At 60.6% G+C, this 16758-nt stretch carries 19 protein-coding genes; 6 read left to right on the top strand and 13 right to left on the bottom strand.

Annotated features, from left to right (window positions below):
* Positions 1-5 precede the first annotated feature (5 nt).
* From SIB38_RS05670 to SIB38_RS05660, 3 genes are read right to left on the bottom strand one after another with little or no spacing between them, the layout of a single operon-like run.
* Positions 6-629: a LysE family translocator gene (locus tag SIB38_RS05670; RefSeq protein WP_294116047.1), complete on the bottom strand. Its 624-nt coding sequence runs from the start codon at positions 627-629 to the stop codon at positions 6-8.
* A gap of 2 nt (positions 630-631) precedes the next feature.
* Positions 632-1003, bottom strand: a complete 372-nt coding sequence (locus SIB38_RS05665; RefSeq protein WP_294116046.1) for a GFA family protein — start codon at positions 1001-1003, stop codon at positions 632-634.
* A gap of 10 nt (positions 1004-1013) precedes the next feature.
* Complete coding sequence (locus SIB38_RS05660; RefSeq protein ID WP_294116045.1) at positions 1014-1586, bottom strand: helix-turn-helix domain-containing protein; 573 nt, start codon at positions 1584-1586, stop codon at positions 1014-1016.
* A 143-nt stretch (positions 1587-1729) separates the two neighbouring features.
* Here SIB38_RS05660 and SIB38_RS05655 point away from each other — a divergent pair, with 143 nt between their 5' ends.
* On the top strand, positions 1730-4651 hold the full coding sequence (locus SIB38_RS05655; RefSeq protein WP_412552026.1) for an error-prone DNA polymerase: 2922 nt from the start codon (positions 1730-1732) through the stop codon (positions 4649-4651).
* 91 nt (positions 4652-4742) lie between these two features.
* On the opposite strand, the gene SIB38_RS05650 is transcribed toward SIB38_RS05655, so the two are convergent.
* The 4 genes from SIB38_RS05650 to SIB38_RS05635 all read right to left on the bottom strand — a co-directional run bounded on the left by SIB38_RS05650 (position 4743) and on the right by SIB38_RS05635 (position 8738).
* Entirely contained in the window at positions 4743-5456 is a 714-nt protein-coding gene (locus SIB38_RS05650; RefSeq protein ID WP_294116044.1) for a phosphotransferase, read from the bottom strand.
* Positions 5453-6178, bottom strand: a complete 726-nt coding sequence (locus tag SIB38_RS05645; RefSeq protein WP_412551605.1) for a class I SAM-dependent DNA methyltransferase — start codon at positions 6176-6178, stop codon at positions 5453-5455. The genes SIB38_RS05650 and SIB38_RS05645 overlap by 4 nt, the downstream gene beginning before the upstream one ends.
* Before the next feature lie 14 nt (positions 6179-6192).
* The gene (locus SIB38_RS05640) at positions 6193-7293 is read right to left on the bottom strand and encodes a THUMP domain-containing class I SAM-dependent RNA methyltransferase (RefSeq protein ID WP_412552025.1); all 1101 of its coding nucleotides are present in this window, start codon (positions 7291-7293) and stop codon (positions 6193-6195) included.
* A gap of 110 nt (positions 7294-7403) precedes the next feature.
* The gene (locus tag SIB38_RS05635) at positions 7404-8738 is read right to left on the bottom strand and encodes an amidase (protein WP_412551604.1); all 1335 of its coding nucleotides are present in this window, start codon (positions 8736-8738) and stop codon (positions 7404-7406) included.
* An 84-nt stretch (positions 8739-8822) separates the two neighbouring features.
* Between SIB38_RS05635 and SIB38_RS05630 the strand changes: the two genes are divergently transcribed.
* Positions 8823-10037: an FAD-dependent monooxygenase gene (locus tag SIB38_RS05630; protein WP_412551603.1), complete on the top strand. Its 1215-nt coding sequence runs from the start codon at positions 8823-8825 to the stop codon at positions 10035-10037.
* Positions 10038-10115: 78 nt separating this feature from the next.
* Here SIB38_RS05630 and SIB38_RS05625 read toward each other — a convergent pair whose 3' ends face one another.
* From SIB38_RS05625 to SIB38_RS05615, 3 genes are read right to left on the bottom strand one after another with little or no spacing between them, the layout of a single operon-like run.
* Positions 10116-10310 carry a Trm112 family protein gene (locus tag SIB38_RS05625; protein WP_412551602.1) on the bottom strand — a complete coding sequence of 65 codons (195 nt, stop codon included), beginning with the start codon at positions 10308-10310 and terminating at the stop codon, positions 10116-10118.
* A complete protein-coding gene (locus SIB38_RS05620; protein ID WP_412551601.1) occupies positions 10307-10951 on the bottom strand; it encodes an LON peptidase substrate-binding domain-containing protein in 645 nt (214 codons plus the stop codon). The genes SIB38_RS05625 and SIB38_RS05620 overlap by 4 nt, the downstream gene beginning before the upstream one ends.
* Before the next feature lie 42 nt (positions 10952-10993).
* The gene (locus tag SIB38_RS05615; protein ID WP_412551600.1) at positions 10994-11920 is read right to left on the bottom strand and encodes a tetratricopeptide repeat protein; all 927 of its coding nucleotides are present in this window, start codon (positions 11918-11920) and stop codon (positions 10994-10996) included.
* A 75-nt stretch (positions 11921-11995) separates the two neighbouring features.
* Here SIB38_RS05615 and SIB38_RS05610 point away from each other — a divergent pair, with 75 nt between their 5' ends.
* Together SIB38_RS05610 and SIB38_RS05605 are read left to right on the top strand one after the other, a co-directional pair.
* Positions 11996-12388 (top strand): DUF6653 family protein, encoded by a 393-nt coding sequence (locus SIB38_RS05610; protein ID WP_412551599.1) that lies wholly within the window; start codon positions 11996-11998, stop codon positions 12386-12388.
* Positions 12354-12515: a DUF6653 family protein gene (locus SIB38_RS05605; RefSeq protein ID WP_412551598.1), complete on the top strand. Its 162-nt coding sequence runs from the start codon at positions 12354-12356 to the stop codon at positions 12513-12515. The genes SIB38_RS05610 and SIB38_RS05605 overlap by 35 nt, the downstream gene beginning before the upstream one ends.
* A gap of 6 nt (positions 12516-12521) precedes the next feature.
* Here SIB38_RS05605 and xth read toward each other — a convergent pair whose 3' ends face one another.
* The gene (gene xth / locus SIB38_RS05600) at positions 12522-13310 is read right to left on the bottom strand and encodes an exodeoxyribonuclease III (RefSeq protein WP_294116029.1); all 789 of its coding nucleotides are present in this window, start codon (positions 13308-13310) and stop codon (positions 12522-12524) included.
* A 288-nt stretch (positions 13311-13598) separates the two neighbouring features.
* On the bottom strand, positions 13599-14285 hold the full coding sequence (locus SIB38_RS05595) for a response regulator transcription factor (RefSeq protein WP_294116027.1): 687 nt from the start codon (positions 14283-14285) through the stop codon (positions 13599-13601).
* A 163-nt stretch (positions 14286-14448) separates the two neighbouring features.
* On the opposite strand from SIB38_RS05595, the gene ribA reads away from it, so the two are divergent.
* Complete coding sequence (gene ribA / locus SIB38_RS05590) at positions 14449-15540, top strand: GTP cyclohydrolase II (RefSeq protein ID WP_412552024.1); 1092 nt, start codon at positions 14449-14451, stop codon at positions 15538-15540.
* On the top strand, positions 15537-16037 hold the full coding sequence (locus SIB38_RS05585; protein ID WP_412551597.1) for a L,D-transpeptidase family protein: 501 nt from the start codon (positions 15537-15539) through the stop codon (positions 16035-16037). Before ribA ends, SIB38_RS05585 begins: the two co-directional genes overlap by 4 nt.
* Here the strand turns inward: SIB38_RS05585 and SIB38_RS05580 are convergent.
* On the bottom strand, positions 16034-16684 hold the full coding sequence (locus tag SIB38_RS05580; protein ID WP_412551596.1) for a YggS family pyridoxal phosphate-dependent enzyme: 651 nt from the start codon (positions 16682-16684) through the stop codon (positions 16034-16036). The two genes, SIB38_RS05585 and SIB38_RS05580, sit on opposite strands and share 4 nt — an antisense overlap.
* Positions 16685-16758: the final 74 nt, after the last annotated feature.

The following is a 16758-nucleotide window of genomic DNA, read 5'->3' as shown; positions in this document are numbered from 1 at the left end:
CTCCCTCAGTCAAAGACTAGTTTTGCTGCCAATCCGCCAAAGATGACGGCGGCGATTTTGTTTAGAATGCCCGTGGCTTGTTTGAGCTTTGCGCCAACGATCCCAGCTGACAGCCCGATCATCGAGACCACCAGAAAGCCGCCGGTGGCAAACATCACGCCCAGGATCACAATCTGTTGCCAGATCGGACCCGCTTCTGCCGTGGTGAACTGTGGCAAGAACGCCAGAATGAAGAGGATGATCTTGGGATTCAGAATGTTGGTGAGAAACCCGCGGCGCACGGCGCGCAGGATGTTGGCGCGGCCTTCGACCTCGTCAGACACAGGTTTTGCCGTCCAAGCCTGATAGGCCAGCACCACCAGATAGGCCGCCCCCGCATAGCGGATGGCCAACAAGGCTGTGGGAGAGGCCGCGATCAGCACTGCCAACCCCGCTGCCGCTAGGGTGATGTGGGCCACAAGCCCCAGCGTCACTCCTACTGTTGCGGCCAGCCCCGCTTTGGGGCCGCCGGAAATGCCGCTGGCGATGGTAAACATCATGTCTGCGCCGGGGGTGAGATACATCACCAGTGACGCCGCCATGAAAGCCCAGAGCGTGACACTGTCCATGTTTGCGAAGGTTTCCAACATGGTCAGTCTCGTTGTGGCACGTCATCAGCGATTGCGTAGTAATCGCCTTTGTCGCGGACAAAGATGTGTTTGGTCAGTTCCAGACCGGTTGGGCCATCCACGGCGCCAAGGGCAAAGCTGGTTGTGTCCTCATCATGAGCTTTCCAGAACAGGAACGACCCACAGCGCGGGCAGCTGCCACGCTTGGTGCTTGCGCTGGCCTCGTACCAGAGCACCTCGCCGGTGATGGTGAGATCAGTCTCTGCGACATAGGCCGACGACCAGATGCCGCCCGATTGTTTGCGGCATTGGCTGCAATGGCACATGGAAGCGCCTTGTGGTGCCGCTTTGGTTTCGAATGTGATGTCGCCACAGAGGCAGGATCCCTTCAGCATCGTATTGTCCTTAGTACACGGGTGGCGCGATCACCCAGATCGCCACGCAAGCTTCGTCATGGGGATTGGCCCAGTGGTATTCCTCCCCACGAATGCGGAAGCTGTCACCCGGCCCAACAGAGAAACTCTGGTCCCCTATGCGCAGCTCTAACCGGCCAGAGATGACATAGCCAACCTCTTGCGTTGGGCGCATGGTCGGCTCTTGCATGGAAGAGTGCGGCGCAAAGGTGGAGTGTACCATTTCAAAATCGTCGGTCAGATCGGGGGAGAGCAGCTCTTCGATCAGACCTTCCTCGCTGCCCCCCATGGGACGGCGGGCACCAGAGCGCACAACGTAGCCCTGCTCATGTGCCGGGGCAGAAGACTGACCAAACAGCATCGACATCGGCACGCCAAGCACTTTGGCGATTTGGCGCAAGTCGGAAATGGTGGGTTCGGATTTGTCGCGTTCCACCTGACTGAGCCAGCCGACAGAGCGGTCCAACGCCTCTGCCATCTCGGTCAGGGTCAGGCCGCGTGCCTTGCGCAGGGCGCGCAGATCCGCCCCCAGCGTTTGCACATCTTGTGGCACATTATGCAGCATATGGCGCGAATCCCGGTCGTGAAATTTTTCCCTCGAATTTCACGCTGCACCAGTTTCGTGAAATTTCAAAACATTTTTTCACGCATGCAGATTTTTTCGCAGACTCCCAAAAAGAACAAAACGTGAATATAATAGTGATTCTCATGGTTGCCGAGCTTTGCATCACGTCGAACTTCACGTTTCTCACCGGAGCATCCCATCCGGAGGAGTATATGCGGCGTGCCGCTATGGCTGGGTTGGACGCCATTGCCATTGCCGATGTGAACAGCGTGGCGGGCATTGTACGCAGTCATACCGAAGCGCGTGAAATTGCCCGTAAAGTGCGAGAACGGCGCAACTTTGATCATGCAACAGGGCTGATTGGCCCCCCCTGCCCCGAGCACATTGCCCCCCCGCCCAGCGCGCCGATCTATGCCACCCCACGCCTGATGCCTGCCACCCGGCTGGAGTTCAGCGATGCGCCGCCCATCACGGCGCTACCGGAAAACCGTCAGGGCTGGGCGAGCCTGTGTCGCCTGCTGTCCAAAGGGCGGCTGCGGGCCGAAAAAGGCAGCTGTATCCTACATCTGGGCGATCTTCTGGAGTTTGGCACCGGATTGCAGCTGATCCTGCACCCCTATCCGCACACGCACCGCAAACCGCACGGCGCGTGTGACTGGGCCAAACTGGTGCCACAGCTGACGCGCCGCTTTGCCGGGCGGCTGCAACTGGCGTTGGCGCCAGGATATGACGGCGAGGATGCCACCCGCTTTGCCACCCGCGCACAGCATGCTGCACAGCTGGGCCTGCCACTGGTGGCCACCACGCTGCCGGTGATGCATCACGGGGGACGGCGGCGCTTGGCCGATGTGGTGACCGCCGTTCGGCAGGGCTGTCGCGTCGATAGCCTCGGCGCAGAGGCGCAGACCAATGGCGAACGGCGGTTGCGCAGTGCGGAGGAAATGGGCCGCCTATTTGCGGGACATGAGGCGGCATTAGAGCGCACAGACTGGCTGATGCAGCGCTGTACTTTCTCGCTGGATGAGCTGCGCTATGAATACCCCAGTGAGGTGGCCCAAGACGAAACGCCCACAGACCGGCTGCATCGGCTGGCTTACGAAGGCCTGCGCTGGCGCTACCCACATGGCGCGCCAGACAAAGTGCGTGACATGCTGGAGCATGAGCTCGCCCTGATCGGCAAGCTCAAATACGAACCTTATTTCCTGACCGTGCGCGATGTGGTGCATTTTGCCCGATCGCGAGACATCCTCTGCCAAGGGCGGGGAAGTGCCGCGAATTCAGTGGTTTGTTTCTGTCTTGGGGTGACGTCTGTGTCGCCCGAAATTGGCACCATGGTGTTTGAGCGCTTTGTCAGCGAGGCCCGCGATGAGCCGCCTGACATTGATGTCGACTTTGAACATGAGCGCCGCGAAGAGGTGATCCAGCACATCTATGAACGCTATGGACGCCACCGCGCAGGGCTCTGTGCCACCGTGGTGCATTACCGCGGCAAACGCGCGATCCGGGAGGTCGGGCGGGCCATGGGGCTGACGGAAGACACCATCTCTGCACTGTCGTCGCAGCTTTGGGGGTTCTTCTCCACCGATGCGGTGCAGGATGCGCGGATGCGCGAGATTGGCCTCGACCCAAATGACCGGAGGTTGGCGCAGACCATGGCGCTGGTGCAGGAGATCATCGGCTTCCCGCGTCACCTTTCGCAGCATGTGGGCGGCTTCATCATGACCGAGGGGCGGCTGGATGAATTGGTGCCAATTGAGAACGCCAGCATGGAGGACCGCACGGTCATTTGCTGGGACAAGGATGACATTGAGAGCCTTGGGATTTTGAAGGTCGATGTGCTGAGCCTTGGCATGTTGACCTGCATCCGCAAAGGCTTTGACATGCTCAGGCGTCACCATGGCATGGACTTGGCACTGTCGACGATTCCACCAGAGGATTCAGCGGTTTATGACATGCTGTGTAAGGCGGACAGCATTGGGGTATTTCAGGTCGAAAGCCGGGCGCAGATGAATTTTCTGCCGCGTATGAAACCGCGCAATTTCTATGATCTGGTGATCGAAGTGGCCATCATCCGCCCCGGCCCCATTCAGGGCGACATGGTGCATCCCTACATCCGGCGCCGCAATGGCGAGGAAAGTGTGACCTTCCCTTCTGACGCGTTGGGCGAGGTGCTGGGCAAGACCTTGGGCGTGCCGTTGTTTCAGGAACAGGCGATGCAGATTGCCATCATTGGCGCCGGGTTCACACCGGAAGAAGCCGACCGGCTCCGGCGCTCTTTGGCGACCTTCAAAAAGCACGGCAATGTCAGCGAATTCCGCGAGCGTTTCATGCGCGGGATGAAGAAAAACGGCTATGAGGAAGACTTCGCCGCACGCTGTTTTTCGCAGATTGAGGGCTTTGGCTCTTATGGTTTTCCCGAGAGCCACGCGGCCTCTTTCGCGCTTTTGGTTTATGCCTCGGCCTGGATCAAATGCCACCACCCCGGCATCTTTGCCTGCGCGCTCTTAAACAGCCAGCCGATGGGATTTTATGCGCCAGCTCAAATCGTTAGGGACGCGCGCGAGCATGGCGTTGAGGTCCGCCCCGTGGATATCAACGAGAGCTTTTGGGACAATGTCATGGAGCCGGACGGACGCGGCGGATTGGCGCTGCGCTTGGGCTTCCGGCAGGTGCGGCGGCTGCGGGAGGAGGACGCCAGCTGGATCACGGCGGCGCGGGGGAATGGGTATCAAACCGTGGAGGATGTCTGGCGCCGCGCGGGCATTGATCCGCACGTGCTGACGCGGCTGGCGGAGGCGGATGCCTTTGCCTCCTTGGGGCTCAAGCGGCGGGAGGCGTTGTGGGAGGCCAAAGCGATCAAATCGGACAAGCCATTGCCTTTGTTTGCAGGGGATATGGACGGCGAAGGCATTCTGGAGCCTGCGGCGATCCTGCCGGAGATGTCGATGGGCGAGCAGGTGGTGGAGGACTATGTGGCGATGCGTCTGACCCTGCGCAAACACCCGATGGCGCTCTTGCGGCACATCCTGACCCCGGGGGAGCCGAACCAGGCGTTAACGGACTAAAATTGGCCTCAAAACCACGTCGGTATTTTGTCGGTATCACGACTGTTTTGCGGAGGCGCGTTTTGCGGCGGAATTGGGTTAACGCAACGCCCTATGTGTTGCTCAGGTGTTGGACCAAGTCGCGGCCATAATCCGGCTCGCGTCGCCAGCTACAGGCCACCTCCCACGCGAGATGCGCCCGTGTCTCGGCCTCCGATTTGGGCGCATGTGGCGCAGTGTCAAACAGCGGCAGATCCACCCGGCATTCATCCCAATCCAGCAATGCGAAGCGGCCGTCGGGTAGCTGCAACACATTGCCCGGAGCGAGGTCGCCATGCACAACGCCGGTCACGCTGTCAGCCACCGCCCGCCACGCAGCGCGACATAGCGTGACCACCTCCGGCGGCATCTGCGCCAGATCGACATCGCCCCCGCGATCTTGAGAGAGCAACCCGGTTGAGGAAAGGAACTCAGGCCGTTGCAACCAGCCTTGCGTCTGCGCGTGAAAGGAAGTCAGCAGGACCGCCACGTCTGCAAGACCTTCGCGTGGGACGACCTCCCCCTCAACAAATGTCTCACAGGTCCAGCCCGCGTCAACGTACCGACCGCTTGCGCTCCGCAGCATCTGCGGCACCACAAACCCACAGCGCCGCGCCACGTCTTGAACAGGGCCGAGCCACTCTAGAGCCACTTCGCCACGGGTGGTGGATTTGAACACCAACTCCTGTGCCAAACCGCGAGTGCGCCAAGCTTGATTGCGGTGCCCGCCCGCCAGCGGCTCAATGCATGCAGCGCAATTCCAAAGGTCTCTGGGCGGTTGGCTCACAACTTCCGCCAGACCGAAACGTGTTTGGTGCTGTCCTTGGTAAACAACGACCGATCCCAATCCGCCCACCGATGCTCCAAAGTCATGCCAGCTATCCGCGCCATGAGGTCCATTTCGGATGGCCAGGCGTAGCGGAAGGGCACCGAGAGGTGCTGCGCTTGGCCGTCTTTTATCCAGAGGTGATGCGAGCTGTAGGATTGAGTTGTGACGTCAAATTCATCGACGCCCCAGTGGTCCGGCTCATGGGCAAACGGCAGGCGGGTTTCGCCAAACGGCAAGCGCTGCAGCGGTGGCAACTGTGTCTCGATCACAAACCGCCCACCCGGATCGAGATGCGCGGCGGCGTTTTGGAAACAAGCCACTTGCGCGTCTTGCGTGGTCAGGTTGTCGATGGTGTTGAACACCCAAAAAACCAACGAGAAGGTGCCCTCAGAGCGCACCTCACACATGTCGCCGATCACAACCGGGATATCCGCGCCGCCGGGTTTCTTGCGCATCTCCGCGACCATAGCGGCGGAGAGTTCAATGCCGCTCACAGGCACGCCTTTGGCCGCCAAGGGCAGTGCGATGCGTCCAGTGCCGATGGCAAACTCCAACGCGCCACCGCCGTCGGCGAGATTTGCTAGGGCATCAACGGTTTGGGCAACCATCGCAGGATCGGTGCCGCCGTGATCGGCGTCATATCTCGCCGCCACTTCCGCATCAAACACCCCGTCACTCATCACGCACCTTTTTGTTAGGGCACCTCACAGGTGTGGAGGCGCACTTTCAATCCACCATGCGCCACCGTGGCAAATGGGGTCTCAAGCGGCAAGCCCGTGGCTTTGGCAAGCCCGGCGTCTGTGGTGATTATACCCACCTGCCAGCCGGAAAACTGGGCTGAGAGCGCCTTGCCAAAGCTGGCGTGCAGGGCAAACAGCCCCTTTTTGTCGCCAATCCGCGCGCCGTAAGGCGGGTTCACAATCACAATGCCGGGCGGGCCGTCTGGCGGTGTGATGTCGCCGGCGCTCTTTTGTTCAAAGCTACAACGCTCAACCAAGTCGGCCCGTGTGGCATTTTCGGTTGCCATGCGGATGGCGCCGGCGTCTTTGTCCGAGCCAAAGAAATGGCCTGTCACTTCCTGCGGGGCAGCGGCTTTCAGGGATTCATAGGCCTCAGCATCAAAAGTGGCCAGCCGTTCAAAGGCAAAGCTGCGGGAGCGACCGGGCAAAAGCCCGGCGGCGATCTCTGCCGCTTCGATCACAAAGGTGCCGGAACCGCACATCGGATCATAGACCGTCTGACTGCCGTCAAACCCCATCTGGCGCAGGAACATCGCGGCCATGTTTTCCCGCATCGGGGCTTTGGCCACCGCCGCCTTGTGGCCGCGTTTGTGCAGGCTTTCACCAGAGGTATCCAGCGACAGTGTCACCATATTGTTGTCGATGCGCACCTTCAGCACGACTTCGGCCTCCGCCGACAATGGCACGCCAAGCGCCGGGACCAGACCTTTTTCAATGCGCTCCTTGGCGGCACCAGCGTGGTAGATTTTCGACTTCTGGGTCGCCACCTCGACCTTCACCGGCACATCGGCGCGCAGATACTGCGACCAGGGCATCTCGCTGATCTGCCGCTCCAACTGCTTCAGGTGCATGCATTGGAAGTTGTCGACCCGCGCCAATACGCGTGCCGCGCCGCGCAGGGCCAGGTTGGCGCGCCAGACATCCTGCCAATTGCCGCGAAAGCGCACGCCGCCGGGCATCATCTTGGGCTTCTTGAACCCGGCTTCGGCGATCTCTGCCGCCAGAGGCTTTTCCAACCCCGGCGCGGTGACCACAAAAATCTCAAACTTGCGCATATCGCTCTCCAAACCAAAGCGATGTGCCGACTCTGGTTTCACAGTCCCTAAATATCCCGGGGGAGAACTTGCGCAAGACGCAAGTGAGGGGGCTGGCCCCATCGCCCCAGCTAGGGATGCCCAAACAGCGGTTCTGCTGCCGCTGCCAACCGCAGCAGACGCTCCTCTGAGCCGCCCTGCCCCAGCATCATCAGGCCACAGCTTGGCACGCCGGTTGGCAAGGTGATCGCCGCAGAGCCCATCAGGTTGCCAATGCGCGTGTTGCGCAGGGCCAGCAGGTTTTCGGTCACATAATACTCTTGGTCATGCATCAGCCGCTCGATGTTGGGTGGAAGGATTGGCGCGGTGGGCAGCAGCACCGCGTCATACCCCGCAATCCGCGCATTCCAGGTGGCGCGATGCGCATCAAGCTTGTGCCAGGCGGCGACATAGTCCGGCCCGCTGAACGCCGCACCAGAGCGGAACCGTTCCAGAATTTGCGCGAACATCTTATCTGGCGCGGCCTCGATCACCTCTTTCCACTCGCCATAAGCTTCTGCCGTGAACAGCGGCGCGGAGAGGGTCATCGCCTCGGCAATCTCCTCAGCCTTGAGGAACTCCAGCACCACACCCGCTTCGCGCAGGCGATGCAGCGTGCGTTCAAATCCCGCCAGAGGCGCTTCGCGCACCTGATCCAGCGCCACGGTTTCGAGCACAGCCATGCGGGTGCCGGCCAGCGATGCGCCGTGCAGGTCCGGCGCGGGCTTGCCTTCCAGAATGCCCAAGAGCAGCGCTGCATCTTCCACCGTACGGGTCAGCGGACCAACGGTGTCAAACTTGCGGCACAGTGACACGGTGCCTTCGCAGGACACGCGGCCTGCGGTGGTCTTCAAGCCCACCAGATCGTTCCACGCCGCCGGAATACGCACAGAGCCGCCAGTGTCAGAGCCAATGCCTGCCGCCGCCAGACCAAAAGCCACGGAGGCCGCTGCGCCGGAGGAGGATCCGCCGGGCACCGCGCCGGGATCGTTGACGCAGGGCGGTGTGGCGGTGATCGGGTTGAGGCCAATGCCGGAAAACGCCAGCTCGCTCATATGGGTTTTGCCGAGACAGATCAGGCCCGCGGCCGTGGCGTTGCGCAGCACTTCGGCATCCTGTGTCGGCACGCGGTCTTTGAGCAAAGCAGACCCGGCCTCGGTCGCTACCCCGGCGGTGTCAAACAGGTCTTTCCAACTGATCGGCACACCGTCCAAGGGCGAGTGCCGTTGACCCGCGCGGGCGCGTTCCGCTGCCGCTTCGGCTTCGGCCAAAGCACGCTCTGTGGTCACTTGGGCATAAATCCGGTCGCGCACATCATGGCCATCAATCGCGCCCAAGAAGGCTTGGGTCAGCGCCACCGGGTCAATCGCCCCGCTTTCAATGCCCCGTCCCAAGTCCGCTGCGCTTTTCTCCAGCCAATCCAACATTTTGCTCTCCGAATTTGTGGTTGGGGCGACGGTAGCGGCGCAAACGCGCATGGACAATCCCTGCGAGAGCCCCATATTGGCCCCATGACATTTGACAGCGACATTCTGATTGCCGGTGGCGGGCTGAACGGCCCTGCTTTAGCTCTGGCGCTGGCGCAGGCCGGATTTGACGTGACCTTGGTAGACGCGCGCCCCGCGCCCGAACGCGCAGGCAGCAACTTTGACGGGCGCGGCTATGCGCTGGCGCTGGCCTCCAAACGACTGCTCGCGGCCATTGGCGTCTGGGACAAAGTCGCGGACCACTCCGAGCCGATGCGCGACATCAAAGTCAGCGATGGCCGCGCGGGCGAAGGGCCGGCGCCGTTTTTCCTGCATTTTGATCACACCGAGATCGAAGAAGGCCCAATGGGCTTTATGCTCGAAGATCGGTTCCTCTACCGCGCCTTTCTGGAGGCCATGGAAGCGGAGCCTCGCATCACATTGATCTCTGGCACCTCGGTCACGGATCAAGCCGTGGACACCTCTGGCGTTACGGCAACCTTTAGTGACGGCCGCACACATCGCGCTAGGCTGCTGGTTGGCTGTGACGGGCGGCAAACCGGCGTGGGCAAGCGCGCGGGCATCAAACGCACCGGCTGGGGCTATGGCCAAACGGCTTTGGTCTGCGCCATCACACATGAGCTGCCGCACAATGGCGTCGCACATCAGTTTTTCATGCCGCCGGGACCGCTGGCAATTCTGCCGCTGCCGGGCAACATGTGCTCGATTGTCTGGTCCGAAACCGATGAAAACGCCGCTGCGATCCATGCGCTGTCCGATGAAGACTATATGGCGGTGCTGCGCCCGCGCTTTGGCGATTTCCTGGGCGAGATCACCCTCACCGGCAACCGCTTCACCTACCCTTTGAGCCTGTCGGTTGCCAATGAGTTCATTGCAGAACGTGTGGCCCTGGTGGGCGATGCGGCGCATGGCATGCACCCGATCGCCGGGCAGGGTCTCAATGCCGGTCTGCGCGACGTGGCGGCGCTCGCTCAAATCCTGACAGAGGCGCAGCAGCGCGGCGAAGACTTTGCCTCAGAGCTGGTGCTGGCGCGCTATCAGGAATGGCGGCGGTTTGACACGGCCACATTGGTGGCGGCGACGGACCTGACCAACAAGCTGTTTTCCAACGACAATCCCTTGCTGCGCGCCGCGCGCGATGTGGGTATGGGACTGGTGGGCGCCATGCCCGGTCTGCGTCGGACCTTTATGCGTGAAGCGGCTGGATTAAACGGCGAATTGCCCAAGCTGATGCGCTAAGGCGTTTTCTCATTCTCAAAATATCCCGGGGGTGACTTGGCGCAGCCAAGAGGGGGCTGGCCCCCTCCCTTTTGGGGATCAGTCCAGCACGCGCGCTTCGTCAATCAACATGACCGGAATGCCTTCGCGGATCGGGAACGCCAGATTGGCAGCTTTGGACACCAGCTCCTGACGCGCCGCATCATACTCCAGACGCGTACGTGTCTGCGGACAGATCAGCGCCTCCAACATACGGCGGTCAAATTCCGGGCCTGGGGGTGTATGGGCGTTCATTGCATCAAGTCCTCTCCAGCGCCGCCACGCAGCGCAAATTCCAATAGGGTCACAAGGGTTTCCCGACGTGTGGACAAAGACGGCGCCTCCAGCAAGGCCTGTTTGTCCTCTGCGGTAAATTCCAGCAGCATCGACAACGAGTTGATCAGCAACTCGTCATCCGCGTCTTTGAGCGTGTCCCAATCTGTCGACAGGTCGAGCTGTTCAAAATAGCGCTTGAGAAGGTCCATAAAGACCGGGCGTTGAAAACTGGTGTCGTGTTCTGTGGGCCCTAGATCGCGGGCAAAGCCGTCCCAGCTCACCTTGCAGCGGCGATAGGGCGTGAACCCGTCGACTTCTTCCAAGACACGGAAACGCGAGACGCCGGTAAGCGTAATCAGATAACGATTGTCGTCGGTTTCGGAAAACTGGGTGATACGGCCAACACAGCCGATGGTGTGCAATCCGTTTTCGTCGCGGCCGGGCACTTCGTTGGGTTGCACCATGCCAATCAGCCGCTCGCGGGTCTTGAGCGCGTCGTCCATCATGGCGAGGTAACGCGGCTCAAAAATATGCAGCGGCAGGCGCGCCCGGGGCAACAACAGCGCCCCGGGCAAGGGAAACACAGACAGTGTCTCCGGCAGGTCAGCGGCTTTGATCATGGCGGCCAGCCTACTCCGGTTTCTTTCATCCGCAAAGCGGGATCAGGCGAAGATCATCGAGCTGAGCTTGCGGCGACCGTTCAGCACCACCGGATCATTGGGCTTGAGCGCCTCAAAGATGGTGAAGAGCTGCGCTTTGGCGGCGCCGTCGTTCCATTCGCGATCGCGGCGGAAGAGTTCCAGAAGCTCGTTCACGGCCTCCTCAACTTGATCCGCACCGTGCAGCGCCTGTGCCAGATCCAGACGGGCCTGGTGATTGTCCGGGTCCGCGTCCACGGCGGCGCGCAGTTCGGCCACTGGACCGGCGTTTTCCGCCTGACGGGCCAGTTCGATCTGGGCGCGTACGGCGTCGATTTCGGCAGCGGCGGAGATGGCTTCCGGCACGCCGTTGATCACAGCCTCAGCCTGATCCACCTGCTCCAGCGCCAGATAGGACCGCGCCAAGCCAGCAAAGGCTTCGGCATTTTCCGGGTCTTGCTCGGCAATCGCTGCGAAGGTCTCTGCCGCAGAAGCCGCATCGCCTTCGGTCAGCATTTCTTCGGCGGCGGCCAGCGCATCCGCCAGACCGCCGTCCGGCATCTCGCCGCCTGCGGCTTCAATTACACGTGCCACAAAAGCCTCGATCTCGCTGCCGGGCAGTGCGCCCTGAAAGCCGTCCACCGGCTGGCCTTGCCAGAAAGCATAGACGGTTGGGATCGATTGCACGCGCATTTGGCCCGCGATCATCTGGTTTTCGTCGACATTGACCTTGGCCATTTTCACCGCGCCACCGGCAGCGGTCACGGCCGCTTCAAGGGCCGGGCCAAGAGTTTTGCATGGGCCACACCAGGGCGCCCAGAAATCCACGATCACCGGCACGGTCATGGAGGCATCCACAACCTCGGCCATGAAAGTGGCCTCAGACACGTCCTTGATCAAATCGCCTGCTGCGGGCGCGGCTGGGGCGCCTCCGCCAAGAATATCCATCATCTTTGTTCTCCGTCTGGAACTTGCCCCCTATATGGAGGGGAGCGCAGCAGAAACCAAGAGAGGAGTTGGCCGGATATGCTCTCAAAATGGGACATCTTTGCACTCTCGGAACGTATGATGGCGATGGACGATGCGGCCTGGGCACGGCACGCCAATCCGTGGAGTGTGTACTCTCGCATGTCGATTTTGCCGCTGATGACGCTGGCGGTTTACGCCCGCGTTTGGCTTGGCTGGGGCGCGTTGCTGCCTGTGGCGCTCGTGGTTTTATGGACCTGGTGGAACCCGCGCGCTTTTGCACCGCCAAGCACCACCAACGGTTGGGCCGCGCACGGCACCTTTGGTGAGCGGGTATTTCTCAACCAAAAAAGCAGTTCCTATCCCCAATCATCACAGGCAGTGGGCCATTGCGCTTGGCGTGGTGTCCGGCGTTGGCATGGTGCCGTGGATCTGGGGGCTTTGGCAGCTTGATCCCGGCATGGCGCTGTTTGGGCTCAGTATGATGATTGGCGGCAAACTGTGGTTTGTCGACCGGATGGTCTGGCTCTACCAAGATATGAAAGACGCCCACCCCGATTATGCGGCGTGGGCGCGATAAGCGGTCTTACAGATCAAAGGTCGCAAAGACCGGCGCGTGGTCGGACGGCTTTTCCCATCCACGGGCATCGCGCAGCACGCGGCTGGAGTGGCCCGCGTTGGAGATATCATCAGTGGCCCAGATGTGATCGAGACGACGGCCTTTGTCTGCCGCGTCCCAATCGCGGGCGCGGTAAGACCACCAGCTGTAGAGGTTGCCCTCAGGGATGTCTTGGCGGGTGATGTCGACCCAGCCGCCGGCGTCTTGGGTTTCTGCCAGCTTCTCCACCTCGATGGGCGTGTGGCTGACCACCTTTAGAAGCTTCTTGTGATCCCACACATCATCTTCGCGCGGCGCGATGTTCAGGTCGCCCACCATGATCGATTTTTTGAGCTGTTCCTTGCGGAACCAGTCGCGCATGTCCGCGAGGTAGTCGAGCTTTTGGCCAAACTTTTCGTTCTTTTCACGGTCCGGCACATCGCCACCTGCGGGCACATAGAAGTTGTGCACGGTCACGCCGTTTTCCAGCGTGCCTGCGATGTGGCGGGCATGACCAAGATCGGCAAAATCTTCGCTGCCCGCTTCCACCATTGGAATTTTGGAGAAAATCGCTACGCCGTTGTAGCCCTTTTGGCCGCGCGCAACCATGTGGGTGTAGCCCAGTTCAGCGAAAGCCTCGGTTGGGATTTTGTCCACCGGGCTTTTGCATTCCTGCAGGCAGAGCACGTCCGGCGCCTCCTCTTGCATGAGTTTGAGCACAATGGGCTCGCGCAGGCGCACCGAGTTGATGTTCCAGGTGGCAAGGGTGAAAGACATGTGGCGCGCTCCCGTTTTGTTCTCCTCGCGACCCTAGCCATGTGGGGGCAGAGTGCCAATGCGAAATCCTGCGCATTGGGGGGAATGTAAGATGCGGGAGAAAAAAGCGCCCGAGCCGGAGCTCGGGCCAGTCCAACAGGGAGGTTCATGTCATTACCCGGACATGGGCGGGAACTCTTAGGTCACTTGTAAATGATGTGTCTCAGATATTGCTTTGATCCACATCAACGTAACATATTTAGTATCTCCGCGCCGGTTCCAAAGGGCGGCACGGAGAAATCGGCAAGATTATGCCACCAGGCGGTAGCCACCGGACTCTGTGATCAACAAGCGCGCATTGGAAGGATCGGGCTCGATCTTCTGACGAAGGCGGTAGATGTGGGTCTCCAGCGTGTGGGTGGTGACACCCGCGTTGTACCCCCAGACCTCGTGGAGCAGCACGTCACGGGCCACAACACCTTCGGTGGCGCGATAGAGAAACTTCAGGATGTTTGTCTCTTTTTCAGTCAGGCGCACCTTGCTCTCATCCTCGCGGATCAGGAGCTTCATGGAGGGCTTGAAGGTGTATGGCCCAAGCTGGAACACCGCGTCCTCGGACTGCTCATGTTGACGCAGCTGCGCACGAATCCGCGCAAGCAGGACGGGAAACTTAAAGGGCTTGGTCACGTAATCATTGGCACCCGAATCGAGGCCCAGAATCGTGTCGGCGTCGCTGTCATGGCCAGTCAGCATCAAGATCGGGCTTTTCACGCCCTGCTTGCGCATCAGACGGCAGAGCTCACGGCCATCGGTATCCGGCAGACCCACATCGAGAATGATGATGTCATAGAGACCTTCTTTGACGCGGCCCATGGCTTCGGCACCGTTGCCGGCTTCAAACACGTCGAAATCCTCGGTCATCACAAGTTGCTCGGAGAGCGCCTCGCGCAGATCTTCGTCGTCATCTACCAGCAGGATCTTTTTCAACTGTGCCATGTGCGTCTCTCCGTAATGCGTTGCTTGGTAGCCATGTGAGGGGGCTTCACGATCAGAACAAGAATTGCTGCAATCTGCTCACGCCCTCGTGTTTCAGCACCACCAAATGTTTCATATTGCTGCAGAAGAGGCTACATGGGATTGGCTGAAGACTGAGGTTCGCATGAGTTTTGCCCCTGATATTATCGAGCGATTGGCCCGCGCGCGGGCGGATTTGCGCATGGGTGTGCCGATTGTGCTGACCGGTACCGGGACCCCCTTGCTGGTGCTGGCAGCAGAGACGCTCACAAGTGAACGCTTGGCAGATGTGCGGGCGCTGGGAGCGACACCGGATCTGACGCTGACCGCGCGGCGGGCGGAGACGCTCAAGGCACGGGCCTATGACGGCGATATTGCTCGAGTGGCGCTGCCTACCGATGCCGATCTGCGCTGGATCAAAGGCATTGTCAGCCCGGAAGATGATCTGAAGACACCGATGAAAGGTCCGCTGGCCACCGCGCGCACAGGCGATGCGGAGTTGCATCGCGCAGCCGTGAAGCTGGTGAAGTCGGCGCAGCTGTTGCCCGCGGCGTTGACCATGGAACTGAGCGCAGCAAGTGATTTTGCCTTGGAGCATGGGCTGACGGTGATCCCGTCTGCATTGGCGGCCCCACATTTGGCAGCCACCAGTCCCCTACATCCGGTGGTGCACGCGCGTCTGCCGATGGCGGCAGCCGAGGCCGGGCGGTTGCATATTTTTCGGCCAGAAGACGGCGGAGCGGAGCACTACGCGATTGAGATTGGTCGCCCGGACCGAGATGCGCCGGTGTTGGCGCGGCTGCATTCAGCCTGTTTCACTGGGGATGTGCTGGGCAGTTTGAAATGTGATTGCGGTCCGCAATTGCACGCAGCCCTTGGGCATATGGGGGCCGAGGGCAACGGCGTACTACTATACCTCAACCAGGAAGGCCGCGGCATTGGCCTAGCCAACAAAATGCGGGCCTATTCTCTTCAAGATCAGGGGTTTGACACCGTAGAGGCCAACCATCGCCTTGGCTTTGAAGATGATGAGCGCGACTTCCGGATTGGGGCCAAAATCCTGCAGGAGATGGGGTTCTCCTCTGTGCGCTTGCTGACCAACAACCCCCGCAAGATTGCCATGATGGAAAACGCCGGTGTGGCTGTGGCGGAGCGGGTGGCGCTGAAAGTCGGTGAAAACGCTCACAACCAAGCGTATTTGGCCACCAAGGCGCAGAAGTCGGGACATATGCTGTGAGCCCCCATGATCTGGTTCTGACCCCGCGCGGCGTGCGGTTTATGGGACGGTATTTCCCCTGCAGCATTGGCAAAGGCGGCATCCGACGGGACAAATGTGAAGGGGATGGTGCGACGCCTGTGGGTGTGCATCACATCACCGGCCTGCTCTATCGCGCTGATCGCATTGATCAGCCCGCGTCCTGGGCCACGGCCATTGGCAAAGATGATCTGTGGTCCGATGCCAGTGATGATCTGGACTACAACCAGATGGTGCGCGCACCTTATGCGCCAAGTCATGAGAAACTGCGGCGGGCAGACCCGCTGTATGATGTGATCCTGCTGACCGATTGGAACTGGCCGCAGGCGCAGGCTGGCAAGGGCTCGGCCATTTTCCTGCATCAATGGCGGCGGCCAGGCTATCCGACAGAGGGTTGTATTGCCTTTGAGCGCAGGCACTTACACTGGATCGCGGCCCGAGCAGCGCCGGGCACGCGGGTGATTGTAAAACCCAGTTAGTAGTTGCGCGCGCCAAAGATGGCAGAGCCAACCCGCACATGGGTGGCGCCAAGCGCTACGGCACGCTCAAAATCGCCGCTCATACCCATAGACAAACCGGCAAGACCATTGCGGGCGGCGAGCTTGGCAAGCAGTGCGAAGTGCAGAGATGGCTCTTCGTCCACAGGCGGGATGCACATCAGGCCGACAACCGGCAGGTCCATCGCGCGGCAGTCGGCGACAAAACTGTCCACGTCCGCCAGCAGCACACCGGATTTCTGCTCTTCTTCGCCGGTGTTGACCTGAACGAACAGCTCGGGACAGGTGCCTTCTTCCTGCGCGAGGCGAGCCAGGGTTTTGGCCAGTTTGGGACGATCAAGTGAGTGGATGGCGCTGAACAGACCCAGTGCCTGACGGGCCTTGTTGGTTTGCAGCGGCCCCAGCAGGTGCACCTCGGCATCGGGATAGGTTTCGCGGAAGGTTGGCCATTTGCCCGCAGCTTCCTGCACCTGGTTTTCCCCAAACAGCCGGTGGCCCTGCTTCAGCACCGCCTCAACAACGTCATCAGGCTGGCGCTTGCTGACTGCAATCAGCTTGGTGTCGCCAGCGGGACGCCCCGCAGCGGTTTCAGCTTTGGCGATGCGGCTTTGAATTTCGGAGAGCGACATGGGCGGGCCTTCTGTTGGTACGGCTCTGCAAAAACCATGGTTTTGCACAAAAAGAAAGGGGCAGGCTCTTGCGA

It is taken from the genome of Shimia sp. MIT910701, assembly GCF_047126315.1.
Lineage (GTDB): Bacteria > Pseudomonadota > Alphaproteobacteria > Rhodobacterales > Rhodobacteraceae > Shimia.
This window is presented reverse-complemented; position numbering and strand designations above follow the sequence as displayed.

Coding starts and splice junctions, on each gene's coding strand:
- SIB38_RS05670 (WP_294116047.1), bottom strand. CDS start 629: ATGTTGGAAACCTTCGCAAACATGGACAGTGTCACGCTCTGGGCTTTC.
- SIB38_RS05665 (WP_294116046.1), bottom strand. CDS start 1,003: ATGCTGAAGGGATCCTGCCTCTGTGGCGACATCACATTCGAAACCAAA.
- SIB38_RS05660 (WP_294116045.1), bottom strand. CDS start 1,586: ATGCTGCATAATGTGCCACAAGATGTGCAAACGCTGGGGGCGGATCTG.
- SIB38_RS05655 (WP_412552026.1), top strand. CDS start 1,730: ATGGTTGCCGAGCTTTGCATCACGTCGAACTTCACGTTTCTCACCGGA.
- SIB38_RS05645 (WP_412551605.1), bottom strand. CDS start 6,178: ATGAGTGACGGGGTGTTTGATGCGGAAGTGGCGGCGAGATATGACGCC.
- SIB38_RS05640 (WP_412552025.1), bottom strand. CDS start 7,293: ATGCGCAAGTTTGAGATTTTTGTGGTCACCGCGCCGGGGTTGGAAAAG.
- SIB38_RS05635 (WP_412551604.1), bottom strand. CDS start 8,738: ATGTTGGATTGGCTGGAGAAAAGCGCAGCGGACTTGGGACGGGGCATT.
- SIB38_RS05630 (WP_412551603.1), top strand. CDS start 8,823: ATGACATTTGACAGCGACATTCTGATTGCCGGTGGCGGGCTGAACGGC.
- SIB38_RS05625 (WP_412551602.1), bottom strand. CDS start 10,310: ATGAACGCCCATACACCCCCAGGCCCGGAATTTGACCGCCGTATGTTG.
- SIB38_RS05620 (WP_412551601.1), bottom strand. CDS start 10,951: ATGATCAAAGCCGCTGACCTGCCGGAGACACTGTCTGTGTTTCCCTTG.
- SIB38_RS05615 (WP_412551600.1), bottom strand. CDS start 11,920: ATGATGGATATTCTTGGCGGAGGCGCCCCAGCCGCGCCCGCAGCAGGC.
- SIB38_RS05610 (WP_412551599.1), top strand. CDS start 11,996: ATGCTCTCAAAATGGGACATCTTTGCACTCTCGGAACGTATGATGGCG.
- SIB38_RS05605 (WP_412551598.1), top strand. CDS start 12,354: ATGGTGCCGTGGATCTGGGGGCTTTGGCAGCTTGATCCCGGCATGGCG.
- xth (WP_294116029.1), bottom strand. CDS start 13,310: ATGTCTTTCACCCTTGCCACCTGGAACATCAACTCGGTGCGCCTGCGC.
- SIB38_RS05595 (WP_294116027.1), bottom strand. CDS start 14,285: ATGGCACAGTTGAAAAAGATCCTGCTGGTAGATGACGACGAAGATCTG.
- ribA (WP_412552024.1), top strand. CDS start 14,449: ATGAGTTTTGCCCCTGATATTATCGAGCGATTGGCCCGCGCGCGGGCG.
- SIB38_RS05580 (WP_412551596.1), bottom strand. CDS start 16,684: ATGTCGCTCTCCGAAATTCAAAGCCGCATCGCCAAAGCTGAAACCGCT.